This window comes from Lactivibrio alcoholicus, from assembly GCF_055390895.1.
Genome location: NZ_AP042471.1, coordinates 508,702 through 523,888 on the forward strand (window position 1 = coordinate 508,702; position 15,187 = coordinate 523,888).

Below are 15,187 nucleotides of genomic sequence, written 5' to 3' on the forward strand. Positions count from 1 at the left end.
TCACTTTCTCCGGGACGATTCCGGCGGAACATCGCTCCGGTCTATCCGGATCGCGGGTTCCGAATCACGCAACGCTCTCTGTCCCAGTTGCACCAATGTATAGATCTTTTCTCCGGTCATTCCGGAGCGCGGTTTCGAGGCGACATTCTCCTGTCCCTCAGCTACGCCTTCATTCGATTTCCCCACACCGTAACGTGCCTTCCGGATCCCGGAGGGCAGTTCTGCTTCAGCCACTTCCGCGTCCGTTCGCACGAACTGTTCTCTGGTCGTTCCGGCATTGGCTTCGCTCAGGCTCTTCCGGAGAGCTGCAAGAAGCGTCCGTTCGTCCGCGGTCACCCACTCGAGGACCGGAGCCACGCGGACCGCCGCCTTTGCGCGGTCCTGCACCTGAATCACCGAATTTGCCAAAGGCACAGCGGTCGCAAGAACAAACATCGCCGCCACGAAAACCGCCCGTACCGTCCGGGAAAGAGCCCTGCCTGAACGCCCGGCGGTATCCGGATCCTGTGCGATGGCCCACAGCTCTTCGCGCGCGGCATCCATTTCGGCCTTGGCACATTCTATTTCCATCAGAGCATTCTCCCACGATTTCGCCCGGCAGGCAAGCAAACACCGCTCGAGCCAGCGCATTACCCTCTGTATGCGTTTTTCCACGGGTATCACCCCGATACACGAGATTATGCATTTCTGCACTATCCGTTATCCCGGATTACACCCTTTTTGTGGTATCTTCGATTCCCAGCCACGCGCGGAGCCGGGCGACGGCATTCCGCCGCAGCCGGTATACGTGGCTGATATCCAGAGATTCTTCGCGGGCGACGTCACGAACCTCTTTTCCTTCGATCAGCAGTGCCCGAACGACTCCGGCCTCGCGATCCGGAAGATGTGTCATCGCCTCGGCGACGCTCAGAAGCGTATCCATCGCGTCCTCCGCTGGTTCATCCGAAATCTCGAGGAATTCGTCCTCTATCGGAATCGGGGCTCTGGCTTCCGATCTCTGAAGAAAATTGACCATCTGTCCCCGAATACGATAAAACGCGTACGTCGTGAAGCGGAATTTTCTCTCGGGATCGAAGTTGTCGACCGACTTCACAAGCGCAAGCATCCCCTCCTGTATCAGGTCGGCATGAGAGGAGGGGGACACCCGGAACTTGCGGGCAAGCCAGAATACAAGAGGCCGATACGCAACGATCAGCGCCTCTCTCGCTTCGGCATCGTCGTTTCCGCACCGTTTCCACAACGTCGCTTCTTCGGATGGGTCAAGAAAGGGGGAGGTTCCATCGACCGACACGTTGCCACCTTCTTTCGGGCAGACGGGCATTCGAAAAGCCGTGGCCTATTGTATCAGGAGCGACGAACCAGGAAAAGAGGGGCTACATCCGGATCGGGAGAAGGGAGGGATCCGCAACGTCATCCAGAAGATGCACGCGATCGTTGCAGAAAGCCAGGGAAAAACGCCCGTGTCGTTCCTCGATGCCTACGAAGGCCGCATTATCGATGCGCATGCGCCAGACGACAGCCGGTGCAATGTCGAAAAGTGCCGTGAGTACGGCCCGAATAACGCCGCCATGACTGACGACAAGCGTCCGCCCGCAGGGGAAGTCGCCCGTCAGAAAGCCTCGGACCCTTTCGACTGTGTGATCGAACGATTCTCCCCCCTCCGGCGTCACCTGCGAAGGATCGGTCTTCCACTGGATGTATTGCCCACCGTACAACGTTTCGATCTGGAAGACCGTCTTACCCTCCCAGGCACCGAACTCCATTTCCGCAAGTGACGGAAGAACCGAAAAATCGCATTCAGGCATACGGGAGAGAACAGCCGCAGCTGTTCTGAGCGCGCGACGGAGCGGGCTACCGATGATTCGCTCCGGACGCCATGCCAGTACCCTGAGAGCCATCCTTTCGACCTGCCGGATGCCCTCCCCATTCAACGGGATGTCCACGGATCCCTGAAACCGAAGCTGGTCGTTCCAGTCCGTCTTCCCGTGGCGTACGAACAGGATCTCTCTCCTGCACACCGGCAACGCCTCCTCCCATAACAAAAAAGCCCCCTCAGGGGGCTTTAAAGCTGGAGCCGGCGCGCGGACTTGAACCGCGGACCTGCGCATTACGAGTGCGCTGCTCTACCAACTGAGCTACACCGGCTTGTAAATGGCGGTCCCAACGGGATTCGAACCCGTGTCACAGCCTTGAAAGGGCCGTGTCCTAGGCCACTGGACTATGGGACCGTTCTGGTGAGCCGTGCGGGGATCGAACCCACGACACCCGGATTAAAAGTCCGGTGCTCTACCTGCTGAGCTAACGGCTCTTTCCGCCGCGAAAGTCTGCTTTTTGTCCATTCCTGCGGCAGCTCAGAAAGTATAAACACCGAAATCGGCAGTGTCAAGGGTCGCCGAACGCGACCACGGAATTCTATCACGCTTTCGCACCGTTGCAAAGAGGAGAAAAAGAACCGCATTCCTCACCCCGGCTGAACCTCATCCGGTGTCCGTTTTCCGACAGTCCTGCGCCCCTCGCTCCTCGTCTTGCGTCAAGGAGTGACTGCCTCCTCAAAAAGCTGCGCGGCATGTTCCCGCCGCTTCCGGTGAGTTCCGAGCATTCGATTGTACTCGAGCAGGTCTTTTCGGGCCTCTTCGATTCTGTTTCCGACCTCCGAAGGCGCGGTTCCGCCCGTGGTCGCCCTCCGTTCCACGCTCGCCCGGAGGGAGAGGATACCCCCGAGATCTCCGCCCGCTTCGGGAAGAAGATTCATCCACTCGGATTTCGTGATGTCGAAGAGTGTCTTCCGTTCATCGAGGCAGAATCTGACGACCTTTCCGACTTTCCAGTGGGCGTCCCTGAACGGAACCCCACGTCTTACGAGGTATTCCGCGATATCGGTGGCCAACACGAGCCCGTCCGACATGCAGCGTACGGCCCGATCGCCGTCGATTTCCACAGTGGACAGGAGCGGCGGCAGCACCGCGAGGGTGGAAGCGATCACTCCGAGGGACGATTCCATGCCTCGCTTGTCTTCCTGGAGATCCCGGTCGTATGTCATCGGAAGCCCCTTCAGGGAAACGAGAAGATCGATGAGATGTCCGATGATCTGCCCCGTTTTCCCTCTGACGAGTTCGAGAATATCGGGGTTCTTTTTCTGCGGCATCATGCTCGATCCCGTGCAGAAGGCATCGGGAAGCAACAACCATCCGAACTCCTGGGAGCTGTAGAGTACGAGATCTTCCGAAAGGCGGCTGGCGTGGACCGCGAACATCGCCGCAAATGAATGGTAGTTGTAGATGTAGTCCCTTTGTCCCACGGAATCGAGACTGTTTCGCGTCGGTCCGTCGAAACCGAGAAGCGATGCCGAATACCCGCGGTCGAGCGGAAGCGTCGATCCTGCGAGAGCCCCCGCTCCGAGGGGGCATTCTTTCATCGCGTCGAGCGCGAAGAGCAGCCTTTCGAAATCGCGACGAAAGGCCTCGAAGTGCGCCATCCAGTAGTGTCCCATCGTGATCGGCTGAGCCTGCTGCACGTGCGTATACCCCGGGACGATGACGTCCCTGTGTCCTTGCGCCTTCGTCGTGAGCACGTCGAGAAGGGAGAGTACCCCATCTCCGAGGGAAAGAAGACGGTCCCGAAGAAAGAGACGCATCGAGGTCGCCACCTGATCGTTCCGGCTGCGTCCCGTATGGAGCCGCGCTCCCGCCGCTCCGGTCAGTTCCGTCAGGCGATGCTCGATGTTCATATGCACGTCTTCGAGATCGACCGAAGGAACGTAGTCGCCCGAACGGATTTCGTCGAGAATCCGGAGCAATCCCTGGCGAATGACGGCCGCATCCTCTTGCGGTATCACTTCCGCCTTCGCGAGCGCGCACACGTGCGCGATGCTCCCCTGAATGTCGAACTCCGCAAGGCACCAGTCGATATCGAGGGACTGCGTAAAATCACGGACGACGTCCGTCGTCTCCTGGGAGAACCGCCCTTTCCACATGAAAGATCCTTCCTTTCCGTTATGTGACAATAGAAGACTGTGGCGCCGGAACGCATCCAAAGGAATGAGGATCGTCGCACGCGTTTCCGCCGATTTTCTCCGCGAGCCATTCCCGAGCGGGATGCCGGCCAAGAGCAAGCCACGAAGCCGTGTGAAGGTGGAGACATTTGACGCCGGTCCGTCCCGAAGAACCGAGCGGCATCGTTCCCCCGACGCCGCCGAGCCGGAACGAACGCCACTGCGTCCGCCGCCTCGCGGAGAGAAACGTCCGCGTCCGCTCGGGGATAAGAAGCGAGCGAATCGCGGAATATACGCGGTGATACCGCATCCATTCGGATTCCTTCCCTACGAGCGCGGATTCCATTTCGCGGACGCCACCAGCCGTTTCGAGGGTGGCGCACTTTTTCCGGAGCATCGGGCACGAAAGCCAGAAGAGCGTCGGGAAGGGACGACTATCGGAAAGCGGATCGCAGAGAATAACGCGCGGAAATCCGTGCGCACACCGGCAACCTGCCGCGAGGACCAGCTCCTTCCGGAACTTCCTGTCCCGCATCTGGGAGGCGAGGAGCCGGAAGTCGTCTCTGTCGCAGGGGACAAAAAAAAGAGGGCGGAATATGCCCTCCGAAAAAACGACGGAAAAGAACGAGCGCATTATTTCGGCTTTGCAGCCCGCTTCTTGCCGGATTTCGACGAATTGATCTTGCTGTTGAGGTCCGCGATCTTCTGCTCGCTGATTTTCAGGAACGAGGAGATCTTCTTCTCGAACGTATCTTCCCGGCCGGCACCCGAGTGCTGACGCACAGGCCGATCTTCGAGGCGCTTGATCGACAGGTCGATCCGTCCCTTTTCGTCGATCTTTATGACCTTCGCCCTGACTTCCTGTTGAAGCTGCAGAATATCCTCGACCTTCTTGACATAGCTCGTCGAGAGTTCGGAGATATGGATCATGCCTCGCTGTCCCGACTTCAGCCGGACAAAGGCGCCGTAGGGCATAATCTGCTCGACGACGCACTCCGCTATTTCTCCTTCCTGAACCGGAGGCACTACGGGTTTCTTCTCTTCGGTCATTGACTCATCGACCCTCCAGATAGGTGATTGTGTGACTCCCTTTTCGTCGATCTTCCCTGACACTTCCCTTGAGTCTCAATCACCCCCGGCTGCCAACCACATCGGGAGCGTCCATCCGGGACCACTCCCATTCGAAGCCGCCGCCCTCCCCTATTTTCTTCATGAGAAACGTGCCGTAGGGCGCCTGCGCTCTGCTTTCGAGATTATACCAGATCAGCAGCGTTCCCTTCTGCCGGTTGAGCGCCGTTTTCAGGACCGCCTCGCGGATCACCGGAGCGTAATACGCGAGAAAGATCCGTTTTCCCGGAAGTGGCCTTTGCGAGACGTATGAGGAACGGTTTCTTCTCTCCTGAGGCAGGACACGCGCAAATCGCGCGCCGTTCCTGATCTTCGACGAAAGTCCGCCTACAGCGTCTCCGTGAACGTCCGTCGGGAAGGATACGATTTGCCCCCCACGAACGGACGGACGCAGGGAACGTGTCCGGAAACTTTTGCTGGAACATGCGAGGGAATGTGTTCCGATAAGAGATACGGGAACGATCCTGGGTTTCGACGCCCCTCTGTGAATCGTAACGGAACGTTGCCCGTTCCGGACCGTGACGGACGACGCATCTTCACGTCTCGGGAGGGATCGGATCCTGATGCGGCCCAGAAAGAGGCGCCGGAGATATTCCTTCAGCTCTTCAGTGAGACGACTCGGATCCATTCGATTCTTCTTCGACGACACCGAGCGCTTTCTCGATCCTCGAAAAGGGTTCCAGGAGCTCCATCGTCGATGCCGCGTCCACGAGCAGCTGCGAGACGCCACGGGCCTCGTCCTCGCGAAGGTCGGGAAGATAAAGCCGCAGCGGAGCGCTGACGGAATCGGCCTGCAGGAGGAAAACTCCGGGTTCCTGCTGGGGTTCGAGATCTCCGGTAGCGGAAAGAGGCCGGTTGGTGCTTTGCGCGAGCGCACAGACCTTCGCGTTCACGATACGCCTGAGCGGCACTATAAGCGAGCTTTCCGCGACGATCCAGAAGACGGGACGGACTTCGCACGCCTTCACGAGGCTTCCGAGAATAAGCTCTTCCCTGAGATAGACCTCGAGAGACTGTCCGTACAGGACCTTTTCGAGCTTTGTGGGACGGATCGGATCAGTATAGCGGAAGTCGAGCGGAATACCGCGGAAGTCAACCGCCAGCAGCGCTCCGCGGAACAGTCCGCGATCGCCGCTGACCGTGACGTATCCCAGAATCTTCGGTCCGGCGTCACGCATAGAAGTCGACTCCATCTTTCGCAGCTTTCGACTGGGTTTCGGACGACTCGTCTTCTTCCTGTCCCGGCTTCTTCTTCTTTTGTCTTTCCTCCGAATCCCCGCCCCGGTTCCGATCCCTTCGGACGCGCACGCCGGATGCTTCCTCGGACGATTCGAAGGTCTGCACGGTCTGATCCTTGTGAATGGCTTCGGCTACGGCCTCTCCTTCCCGCCCCGTCTGAAGGGCCTGGGCCGTCGCCTCCCGGACGTTCTTGACCGCATGTTCCAGATTTAAATGTGACAGCTGCATTTGGACCGGTTCTACCATGCTTTCCTCCCCGGTACGATTCCGAACGGGATTTAAAAAGCCGCGTCAATAGTCGTACGGTTTGACCTTGATCTCTCCGCCTTCGAAGACAAACGCGCAGAATTTCTGTTCTTCTCGGACGATATACGTCAAACCCCTGATCGATATCGTTACGCCCGGGTAACAGGCTCCCCTGACGCGGACGCACCCCTTCGTCTTGCTCATTTCGATCCGTTCCTCGAGTTCCCGCAGTTCGTCCCCTTCGGACTTGAGCTTCGACTGAAGCTGAAAGCTCGCCTTCATCAGGCTGATGAGAATACTCCGTTTTGCCTCGTCGAGCTGTCCCGAGGACTCGAGTTTTTTCAGATACTGAATGTTCGTCTCGACTTTTTTGTAGTTGGCGTCGTCGGATTCAAGAACCTCGAGAAGCTCCTTCCGGCGTTCGACATACTCCGGCAGAACACCGACCGTGACTTCCGTCCGGGTTCCCATTTCGCTTCCAAGATTCAGACAGATGACCTCGCTGCCGGCCTGGATTTTCCCCCCGGCGATCTGCGCCTTGCTTCCCCCTGCGACCGTGACTGAACCGTGCGCCCCGATATCGCTGTGCAGAACGGCATTTTTGACGTTGAGATTTTTCTTCGACCGGACGGTCGCCTGGTCGATGAACCCAACCGTGATATCGCCCTGCGCACTGATCCGTGCCTTGCCCATTCCGCGGATTCCGCCGTGGATCGTGACGTCTCCGCCGCTTGCGATCTTCGCGCCCTCGACGACGCCGTTGACTTCCACGTTGCCCGAAGAGTTGATGGAGAAGCCTTCGCGAACCGATCCCCGGACCACGACCGTACCTATGAAATCAATGTTTCCGACGCTGAAATCGAGATCCTCCTCGACTTGGAAAACCGGCAGCACATTCAGCTTTCCGTTTTTGAGGACGAGATGCCCGTCGATATCCGCGTACAGCTCGTTGCCCGTCTCGGAGACCCTTGTCCCGCTTCCGGCCGGAATCGTTCGCTCGCGCCCGTTCTTTCCCCTGATCGGCACTCCGAGGACATTCATTCCGTCCTTGCCCTCCGTGGCGGGAGTCTTCGTCGCGAGAAGCTGGTTCTTCACGATGACGGTCACAACGCCCGTCTCGCGGAAATCGACCTTCTCCCCCTCTCCTACCTCCTTCGGTTTCGAGGTACCGAATGCTATCATATATTCCACTTCGGAGTCGGTGCCATCTACCGCGGGAGTGCCTTCGGCGACACGGACCCAGTGGCCCGTATCCCGCGTCTGAAGGAGATCTCGGATGACGTCTTTCCTTATACCGTATACAACTCCCTTTTCTCCGAGTTTCAGGACGATTTCTTCCTCGGTCGGCCAGGGAGCGGCCCCTGCGGGAGGTTCGACCCATGCGTCCGCGCTGAGCTTGTCCGAACTTATCTGGACATCGATCTCGGCCGCCTTGTCCTGTTCCGAAGTCCGTTCTGCCACTCTGACGGCTTTCTCTCCGTGGCCGTTCACGAAACTTGTGACGGCATCTCCGTCGTAATCCGAGATCCCCTCGGTTTTCAGAGCGAAAACGACTGACGGAACAGACAGTGGAACATTCGGGGCAGCCACCAGATATACTCCGTCTTCACGGTACTCGACACGAACCACGTCTTCCATAGTGATCAGTCCCTCCCGTTGCTCTTTTCCGGATGTTCTACACGCGCAGGAGTCCTCTCAATATTGAGAGGGCCTTCCCATGGATCTGGGAAACCCGTGACTCTGTAACGCCGAGAATTCTGCCGATTTCCTTGAGCGTCAACCCTTCGTAATAGTAGAGCGAAATGACCTGCATCTCCCGCTCCGGAAGCCGGCGGAGTGCATCCGTGACGCGGTCGACATCGTCTCCCTCTTCGATGCGTTCCGAAGCCTCCTCGGCGCCTTCGTCCGCAACGACTCCATCTCTCGTGACCTCGCCGTCCTCGAGCGCGATGACTTCGTCCAGCGAAACGATATAACTCCGGCTCGCGAGTTCGAGTGTCTCCCGGTACTCGCGCTCGTCCATCCGGAGCGCCGTCATGAGATCACGATCGGCGAGTCCTCCCTTGTCCTGAAGCACCTGGTCCATCGCCTTTCCGAGTCGCTGGAGTTTCTCGCGCCCCGTTCGGGATATCCAGTCGTACTTCCTGAGCTCGTCGAGGATCGCGCCGCGGATTCGCGGAACCGCAAACGTCTGGAAGGAAAACCCTTTGGAAACATCGAACCGGTCAATCGCATCAAGGAGACCGAAAATTCCGAAACTGAGCAGATCCTCGTAGTCGAGCCCTGGTGGGGGTGTCACGGCCATGCGCGCACAGACGTACTTTACGAGCGGAAGATACCGGGTGATGATCCGGTCCCTGCTTCCCTCCGTCACGTGCGTGTGGTAGGCATCCCAGAGTTTCGCATCGGCTTCCTTCAGGGCCACGGAAGATCCCCCTAGCCCAGAAAGAAGAAATACGTGAACAGGAAGACGATTCCGGCTACCGCTGTAGCTGCGAGCATTTTAACCATCAGCGGAACTCGTCCGTCCTCGCTCGAGAACGGATTGGCCGCAGGGGCAAGCTTGACGCGAAGATCGGGCGAAGATTTGAAGATTCCCCGGATACCTTCCGAAATCGCGAGCGTGACGGCACACTGCCCGCTCTGGAGCTTTTCGATCGTAAGGACGGGAAAGGCGGTAGCCGTGCCATTCCTGGTCAGCGTTCGGCGCAGGATGCTCGCGAGTCCGCTGCCCTGGAGATCGACGATCACGACATCGTTCGGCCGGAGGTCCGAAACGGCCCGACCTTTGACCGGATCGAGAGCGGGAAGACAGACGATCCTGACTTCCCCGACGGGCAGAACGGCATCTTCCGGAACGGTCACTTCCTCGGGAGAGGACTTTTTCTCCGGTTCGCCGAGTCCTCCGAGGTCGAGTCGTGTCTTGTTGAATCGTTCGATATGGATCTCCACCGTGAGATCGTAATGAAAAAGCGATGTCAACGTCGAGGAAAACTCGGCCGCCATCTCCGCTATATTTTCATCGGACCGGTAGAGACTGTTGATCGCTGTGGGAGAAAACACCTTTCTGACGGGTTCCTGGACTCGTTTGTAGGAAACGCGCTCAAGGGCCGAGGTCATCTCCTGGATTGTGTTGCGGACTGACTCCCAGCTCGACTCCACGGAAAACGTCCCGGGGAGCGATGTGCTGCCGACCCATATCGTTTCATCGATCACTTCGCCGGACATCCCCTTCGCGATAATACAGACGGCCCCGGCGAATTCGTTCTGCCTGCGGGTCTCGAACCTGACCTTGACGGCGACGAACGCCGGAGCGAGAGCGGAAAGAAGCGGCAGGACGCGATCGGGGTCACCCCTGATCGCGGAGAGCAGCTGATCGAGCGCATCGGGACTGCATCCGAACATGGAGCACAACTCACCGGTCACTTCCGGAGGAAGAGAGCGGAATGAAATCCGGGACTCGGTGTCCGCCGGCTCGTTCACGGAATCGCTCTTTTCTTCGAAGACGTCTTCAGCCGTTTCCGTCATGCGGACTCAACTCCCTCCAAATGCTATTCAGATATCGACCCGTCCCTTTCCGAGCGTCTTCACGGCAAGCACCCACGTCAGTGTGGAGAACTCGACGCTCCGTCCCCTGTTGCCTCCGGTATCGCTCGAGACGAGACTGATGGAACACTTTCGGAGCATCTCGGTCGTTTCCCTGATATTCCGTGCACCGACCGCGAGAAACTCGCTCTGATTCCCCGCAAGCGAGAACATCTGCGCCCCTCCGGCCATCTTCGCCTTGAGGCGTGAACGAAGCGCTCCCCTCTTGCAGACTTCGTCGATCAGCACCGGAACGGCAGTGTCCGCGAACTTCCCCGGTTTTTCGACGGGGACACCTCCGATGGAGTGACTCTCCGGGAGCATGATATGTGCCATCCCGGCAACTTTTCCTATGGTATCGAACAGAACGAGCCCGATACAGGACCCGAGACCCAGTGTCACCAGTGTCGCAGGAGCTGACGTCACGATGATATCCGCCATTCCGACGTGATAGACGGCGTCCATGATCCTAGAGTACCCGCAGTTTCCCCAGAAGCGTATCGAGCGATCCCGGATCCGGGATCATGATGACCTTTCCCGAAACATTGGCCCCCGCCCCCGCGACGATGAGCGTCGTATTCACGATGAGCGCCGTATCTCCCATCTGTCCGTATATCGACACGACGACATCCAGAATGGACCCCAGCATATCGTGCGCCACTCCCGGCACTGAAATCATGTGCGTCGTTCCCATAAGCACATTGATCGCGTTCAGGAAGGAACTCAGGACGATATTCCCGACCTCCGCGAGGGCGCTGTCCCTGATTTCATCGGGGAGATCCGGCATTGCGGCCCCCATCTGCTGGACCAGAAGAAGGTCAACGAGCATAGTCGCCTCTTCCTCCGGCAGGATGAAAATCAGGTTGCACGGGAATTCGCCTTCGGAGCGGACAAACACTGCGGCCACGATGGTTTCCGGCGCGCCGTAGTGTTCCCCGAGCTCGTAGATGGACACCAGCTCGGCCCTTGGGACATCCATATCGACGGCACGATCGAGCAGTTTCGAAAGTGCGGTCGCGGCATTTCCCGCACCGATGTTCCCGACCTCCCGGATGGCGTCGAGCTGAAAGGTATTGAAATCCCTGAGTTCCATGAAAGTCCGCTCCCTTTTCGGATCTACCGCGCGTACAGTGATGAAACGTCCAGAATAAGCGCGACGTTTCCGTCTCCGAGGATCGTCGCTCCCGCGATTCCCTTGATTTTCGACAGGAACCTGCCGAGCGACTTGATGACGATTTCCTGCTGCCCGATGAGTTCGTCCACGATGAATCCGATCTTGTTCTTTCCTGCCTTGACCACGACGACCGGGTATTCCGCATCGTCCCGCTCAGGAGTCGCCGTGCCGAGAATCGAGGCGAGATCCGAAAGCGCCAGGACATCGCCGCGCAGGAGTGTTGCCGGAGTGCCGTGGACGGTTTTGACGTTTTCGCGTTTGACGAGAATCGTCTCTTCGACACTCTCGAGCGGAATCGCGTAGATTTCGTCCCCGACCTTGATGAGCAGGGCGACGACGATCGCGAGCGTCAGCGGCAGACGGACGAAAACGGATGTCCCCTCACCGAGCTTCGTATGCACCTCGAACTGTCCGCCGAGGGCCTCGACCTTGGTTTTGACGGCATCCATACCCACACCCCGACCGGAAATATCCGTCACCTTTTCGGCGAGGCTGAACCCCGGAAGGTAGATCAGGTGAATCAGTTCGTCTTCCGTCATGGCGTCCGCCTGTTCCTGCGTCACGACGCCCTTCCTGAGGGCTTTTTCCTTGACCTTCGCGACGTCGATCCCGTGTCCGTCGTCGGAAACCTGGATAATGACGCCGCTTCCCTCCTGATACGCGGAGATCGTGATCGTGCCCTTTTCGGCCTTTCCCGCCCTGACGCGTTCTTCCGGAACTTCGATCCCGTGATCGAGGCAGTTCCTGATCAGATGAACCATCGGTTCCCCGATTTCATCGATGACGGTCCGGTCAAGCTCGGTCTCCTGTCCCTCGAGAACAAGCGCGACCTCCTTCTTCAGAGTTTTCGAGAGATCGCGGACGAGCCTCGGGAAGCGTTCGAAGATGAACGAGACGGGCACCATCCGCAGCTTCGTCACGAGCTCCTGGATGTCGCCCGAGATCCTGCCGAGTTGCGACAAAGGCTCATCGAACTCGCGAAGCCGGGATTCCTGGACGAGACGTTCGATTCGCGCCTTCCCGATGACGAGTTCGCCGACGAGATTCATGAGCTTGTCCAAACGCCCGATGTCGACACGAACGGTCTGGGACGCTTTCTTCGACGCGTCGGCCGCCTTTTTCGGAGCCTGCGCGTCAGCCTTCGGCAAAGTCCCGATCCGTTTTTCGGGAGACATTTCAGGAGTCCGGTCGGCCGAAGGTTCAGCTTCGGATGGCGGAATGATTTCCTCCTCCACCGTAACCGAATCCGCTTCCTGCGCGGAAGGTTCGGCTTTCGGTTCCGGTACCTGTGCGACGCCGAGTTCGCGGACTTCGACGGCAGCCAGTTCGCTGACACGCGAGAGCGTCGCTTCGATCTGTTCGGATCCGCTTCCGGTACTGACGTATACCGTGAATTCCTGGGAGAATTGCTCGTTTTCGAGCGCTTCGACCGGAGGTATCGTTTTGATGAGGTCTCCGAGTTCCTCGAGACGGCTCACGACCATATACGCTCTGGCCGCTTTGAGAAGACAGCTCGGGGAAAGGACGACACGAACCTCGTAGACGTTCATCCCGAGTCCCCTCGCCTCCCGGATCCACTCTTCGTCCTGCCCCGAAAGAGGCTCTTCCTTCGTCGTTTTCGCGGTCTCCACCGAACGGTCCGCCTTCACGGACGCGCGGATCGACGCCACGAGCGCCTCCGTCTCGACGGATGCGTCGTTTCCTCCGCCTCTGATGGAGTCGACCATCGACTGCATGGTATCGAGAGATCGGAACAGAAGGTCGATGTCTTCTCCACGCAGGGAATACTCTCCTTTCCGCACTCCGTCGAGCATGTCCTCGATGGCGTGCGTGAGCGACGCCATCTTCTCGAAGCCCATTGTCGCCGACATACCCTTGAGGGTGTGGGCGGACCGAAAGATCTCATTGATCGCGTCGGGATTCGACGGATCGTTCTCCACGAGGAGAATCAGATCATCGAGGTGCTTCAGGTTGTCCCCGGCCTCGTCGAGGAACGCGCCGAGATACTGACTCATATCCATTCCAGTCGTCACGGATCATCATCCCCAGACATCGAAATTTCTCATCCTCGCACAGCTCTCATGATGGCTTCCGGGATTTCGTGCAACGGCAGAAGCTCGTCAACCACCCCGGCTTCCGACGCGGCTTTCGGCATGCCAAAGACAACACACGTTTCCTGAGACTCCGCGATGATATGCGCTCCCTTTCCGTGAAGCGCCACAGCTCCATCGGTTCCATCCCGTCCCATTCCTGTCAGGATAACACCGACTACGTTCCCACCCACTTCGTCGGCAACGCTCAGAAAGAGGATGTTCGCCGACGGCTTGACGGAAAGAAGCGGAGGCATGTCCGAAAGAGCGCAGTAATACTCCCCCGATGTTCTCCGTCGTACGAGCATATGATAGCCGCCGGGCGCGATTACCGCCATACCCGGCTGCAGATCGACCGACTCCGCCCCTTCGATGATCCGCAGGGCGGAGATCGAGTCGAGACGATTTGCAAAGGACTTCGTGAAATCTTTCGGCATGTGCTGCACGACGACAATGGGAACGGGAAACGTCGTCGGAAGCTGCGAAAGGACGTGCTGGAGCGCCCGCGGACCTCCGGTCGACGCGGCGATCGCCACCATCACCGGTCGTCCCCTTTGCGCGGTAACACGAGGTTGCTGTTCGCGGGGAGGCGTGACGTATGTCTGCGGTCGTGCTTCGACGCGCCGGATCGGACCGATTTTCGCGGTGCTTGCGGCCACGACTTTGGAGATGAGGTCGGCGGTCACGTCCCTCATATTCAGAGAGATATGACCGGACGGTTTCGCGATGAAATCGACCGCTCCGGCCGAAAGCGCCTTCAAAGTCACCTGAGCGCCTTCCTGCGTCAGGCTGCTGACCATGATAACGGGGACGGGTGTCGTACGCATGAGGTATTCCAGCGTTGCAAGACCGTCTCTCTTCGGCATTTCCACACCCAGCGTCACCACGTCGGGACGGAGCGACGCGACCTTGTCGCATGCGTCCTCTCCGTCCCTCGCCGTTCCGATGACTTCGATCCTGGAATCGGACGAAAGAATATCGCTGATGACTTTCCGCATAAACGAAGAATCGTCCACAACGAGAACCCGGATCGTCGAACCCGGCATCGCGCTCCCCCCTTTCCCGGCCTTACCTGCCGGCCAGTTCGGACTGGCGAATATATGCGACAAGAGTTTTTTCCAGTATCGTCGGAAGCCGCTCAAACGCAAAACCGAGATCGAATCTCTCCTCGGACGGGCTCTTGCGAACCAGGGAAGCCGCCAGAAGAAACGGCACTTCCGACAGGATGAACCGGAGAAAGAAACGATCCTTCAGTTCGAGACGGACTCCGACCGAAACAGGGACTGCCATTCCCACTCCGCCGAGGCTGATATCCTTTACCGTCGCCTGAAACCATTCCCGCAATCCGAGACCGTCAGAAGACGCGGATAGACGGAACAGAAAAACCCGCAAAGTCGACGGGACACGAACAAACGAACGTCTCTGAATTTTCTCGGCATCTCCGACGATCCCGAGCAACAGGAGCGGAATCGTTTCGGAGAGTGAGTTCCGGACAACCGCGACCGGAATCTGATAGATGTTCCCCTCAACCTCGAGGCGAAGCTTCAGCTCAACGTTCCGCATCACGGGCAGGAGCGCCGCGCGGAGCATAGGATGAGAAACGCAGAGGACCTCCGATCGGATGTCCTCGAGTCGGGTCGCGTAGATCCCCTTGTACAGGCCGGTATCGATGATCAGCGTTCCCTTGCAGCCGATTCTGGAGTCAAGGACGCGGAGCAATTCCTCCGGGGACAT

Annotated in this window: 17 protein-coding genes and 3 tRNA genes; all 20 read right to left on the bottom strand. The window is 58.5% G+C overall.

Going from position 1 to position 15,187, the window contains the following annotated elements; translation table 11 throughout:
* Window positions 1–570, bottom strand: a complete 570-nt coding sequence (locus ACZ5IU_RS02540; RefSeq protein WP_464420204.1) for a hypothetical protein — start codon at window positions 568–570, stop codon at window positions 1–3.
* 139 nt (window positions 571–709) lie between these two features.
* Window positions 710–1,291 carry a sigma-70 family RNA polymerase sigma factor gene (locus tag ACZ5IU_RS02545; RefSeq protein WP_464420206.1) on the bottom strand — a complete coding sequence of 194 codons (582 nt, stop codon included), beginning with the start codon at window positions 1,289–1,291 and terminating at the stop codon, window positions 710–712.
* Between the two features lie 82 nt (window positions 1,292–1,373).
* On the bottom strand, window positions 1,374–2,018 hold the full coding sequence (locus ACZ5IU_RS02550) for a histidine phosphatase family protein (RefSeq protein ID WP_464420208.1): 645 nt from the start codon (window positions 2,016–2,018) through the stop codon (window positions 1,374–1,376).
* 51 nt (window positions 2,019–2,069) lie between these two features.
* Window positions 2,070–2,145: transfer RNA gene (locus tag ACZ5IU_RS02555), tRNA-Thr, on the bottom strand.
* 7 nt (window positions 2,146–2,152) lie between these two features.
* Window positions 2,153–2,228, bottom strand: a tRNA-Glu gene (locus ACZ5IU_RS02560).
* Window positions 2,229–2,232: 4 nt separating this feature from the next.
* Window positions 2,233–2,308, bottom strand: a tRNA-Lys gene (locus ACZ5IU_RS02565).
* Window positions 2,309–2,530: 222 nt separating this feature from the next.
* On the bottom strand, window positions 2,531–3,973 hold the full coding sequence (argH, locus tag ACZ5IU_RS02570) for an argininosuccinate lyase (RefSeq protein ID WP_464420210.1): 1,443 nt from the start codon (window positions 3,971–3,973) through the stop codon (window positions 2,531–2,533).
* Window positions 3,974–3,992: 19 nt separating this feature from the next.
* Window positions 3,993–4,625, bottom strand: a complete 633-nt coding sequence (locus ACZ5IU_RS02575) for a DUF501 domain-containing protein (RefSeq protein WP_464420212.1) — start codon at window positions 4,623–4,625, stop codon at window positions 3,993–3,995.
* Entirely contained in the window at window positions 4,625–5,041 is a 417-nt protein-coding gene (locus ACZ5IU_RS02580) for a S1 RNA-binding domain-containing protein (protein WP_464420214.1), read from the bottom strand. Before ACZ5IU_RS02580 ends, ACZ5IU_RS02575 begins: the two co-directional genes overlap by 1 nt.
* 79 nt (window positions 5,042–5,120) lie before the next feature.
* Window positions 5,121–5,747 carry a hypothetical protein gene (locus ACZ5IU_RS02585; RefSeq protein ID WP_464420216.1) on the bottom strand — a complete coding sequence of 209 codons (627 nt, stop codon included), beginning with the start codon at window positions 5,745–5,747 and terminating at the stop codon, window positions 5,121–5,123.
* Window positions 5,725–6,297, bottom strand: a complete 573-nt coding sequence (locus tag ACZ5IU_RS02590; RefSeq protein WP_464420218.1) for a hypothetical protein — start codon at window positions 6,295–6,297, stop codon at window positions 5,725–5,727. Before ACZ5IU_RS02590 ends, ACZ5IU_RS02585 begins: the two co-directional genes overlap by 23 nt.
* Window positions 6,290–6,604, bottom strand: a complete 315-nt coding sequence (locus ACZ5IU_RS02595; protein WP_464420220.1) for a hypothetical protein — start codon at window positions 6,602–6,604, stop codon at window positions 6,290–6,292. The genes ACZ5IU_RS02590 and ACZ5IU_RS02595 overlap by 8 nt, the downstream gene beginning before the upstream one ends.
* A gap of 45 nt (window positions 6,605–6,649) precedes the next feature.
* A complete protein-coding gene (locus ACZ5IU_RS02600; protein ID WP_464420222.1) occupies window positions 6,650–8,242 on the bottom strand; it encodes a DUF342 domain-containing protein in 1,593 nt (530 codons plus the stop codon).
* Between the two features lie 37 nt (window positions 8,243–8,279).
* A complete protein-coding gene (locus ACZ5IU_RS02605) occupies window positions 8,280–9,029 on the bottom strand; it encodes a sigma-70 family RNA polymerase sigma factor (RefSeq protein ID WP_464420223.1) in 750 nt (249 codons plus the stop codon).
* Between the two features lie 11 nt (window positions 9,030–9,040).
* The gene (locus tag ACZ5IU_RS02610) at window positions 9,041–10,132 is read right to left on the bottom strand and encodes a hypothetical protein (RefSeq protein ID WP_464420225.1); all 1,092 of its coding nucleotides are present in this window, start codon (window positions 10,130–10,132) and stop codon (window positions 9,041–9,043) included.
* Between the two features lie 27 nt (window positions 10,133–10,159).
* Window positions 10,160–10,654 carry a chemotaxis protein CheD gene (locus ACZ5IU_RS02615; protein WP_464420227.1) on the bottom strand — a complete coding sequence of 165 codons (495 nt, stop codon included), beginning with the start codon at window positions 10,652–10,654 and terminating at the stop codon, window positions 10,160–10,162.
* A 4-nt stretch (window positions 10,655–10,658) separates the two neighbouring features.
* Complete coding sequence (locus tag ACZ5IU_RS02620) at window positions 10,659–11,282, bottom strand: chemotaxis protein CheC (RefSeq protein ID WP_464420229.1); 624 nt, start codon at window positions 11,280–11,282, stop codon at window positions 10,659–10,661.
* A 23-nt stretch (window positions 11,283–11,305) separates the two neighbouring features.
* Window positions 11,306–13,396, bottom strand: a complete 2,091-nt coding sequence (locus ACZ5IU_RS02625) for a chemotaxis protein CheW (RefSeq protein ID WP_464420231.1) — start codon at window positions 13,394–13,396, stop codon at window positions 11,306–11,308.
* 29 nt (window positions 13,397–13,425) lie between these two features.
* Window positions 13,426–14,499 (bottom strand): protein-glutamate methylesterase/protein-glutamine glutaminase, encoded by a 1,074-nt coding sequence (locus ACZ5IU_RS02630; protein ID WP_464420233.1) that lies wholly within the window; start codon window positions 14,497–14,499, stop codon window positions 13,426–13,428.
* Window positions 14,500–14,521: 22 nt separating this feature from the next.
* On the bottom strand, window positions 14,522–15,187 hold the full coding sequence (locus tag ACZ5IU_RS02635; RefSeq protein WP_464420235.1) for a flagellar brake protein: 666 nt from the start codon (window positions 15,185–15,187) through the stop codon (window positions 14,522–14,524).

Bases quoted from the DNA above. Each gene is read 5' to 3' on its own strand.
- ACZ5IU_RS02540 (WP_464420204.1), bottom strand. From the start codon at position 570: ATGGAAATAGAATGTGCCAAGGCCGAAATGGATGCCGCGCGCGAAGAG.
- argH (WP_464420210.1), bottom strand. From the start codon at position 3,973: ATGTGGAAAGGGCGGTTCTCCCAGGAGACGACGGACGTCGTCCGTGAT.
- ACZ5IU_RS02575 (WP_464420212.1), bottom strand. From the start codon at position 4,625: ATGCGCTCGTTCTTTTCCGTCGTTTTTTCGGAGGGCATATTCCGCCCT.
- ACZ5IU_RS02580 (WP_464420214.1), bottom strand. From the start codon at position 5,041: ATGACCGAAGAGAAGAAACCCGTAGTGCCTCCGGTTCAGGAAGGAGAA.
- ACZ5IU_RS02585 (WP_464420216.1), bottom strand. From the start codon at position 5,747: ATGGATCCGAGTCGTCTCACTGAAGAGCTGAAGGAATATCTCCGGCGC.
- ACZ5IU_RS02590 (WP_464420218.1), bottom strand. From the start codon at position 6,297: ATGCGTGACGCCGGACCGAAGATTCTGGGATACGTCACGGTCAGCGGC.
- ACZ5IU_RS02595 (WP_464420220.1), bottom strand. From the start codon at position 6,604: ATGGTAGAACCGGTCCAAATGCAGCTGTCACATTTAAATCTGGAACAT.
- ACZ5IU_RS02600 (WP_464420222.1), bottom strand. From the start codon at position 8,242: ATGGAAGACGTGGTTCGTGTCGAGTACCGTGAAGACGGAGTATATCTG.
- ACZ5IU_RS02610 (WP_464420225.1), bottom strand. From the start codon at position 10,132: ATGACGGAAACGGCTGAAGACGTCTTCGAAGAAAAGAGCGATTCCGTG.
- ACZ5IU_RS02615 (WP_464420227.1), bottom strand. From the start codon at position 10,654: ATGGACGCCGTCTATCACGTCGGAATGGCGGATATCATCGTGACGTCA.
- ACZ5IU_RS02620 (WP_464420229.1), bottom strand. From the start codon at position 11,282: ATGGAACTCAGGGATTTCAATACCTTTCAGCTCGACGCCATCCGGGAG.
- ACZ5IU_RS02630 (WP_464420233.1), bottom strand. From the start codon at position 14,499: ATGCCGGGTTCGACGATCCGGGTTCTCGTTGTGGACGATTCTTCGTTT.
- ACZ5IU_RS02635 (WP_464420235.1), bottom strand. From the start codon at position 15,187: ATGTCCCCGGAGGAATTGCTCCGCGTCCTTGACTCCAGAATCGGCTGC.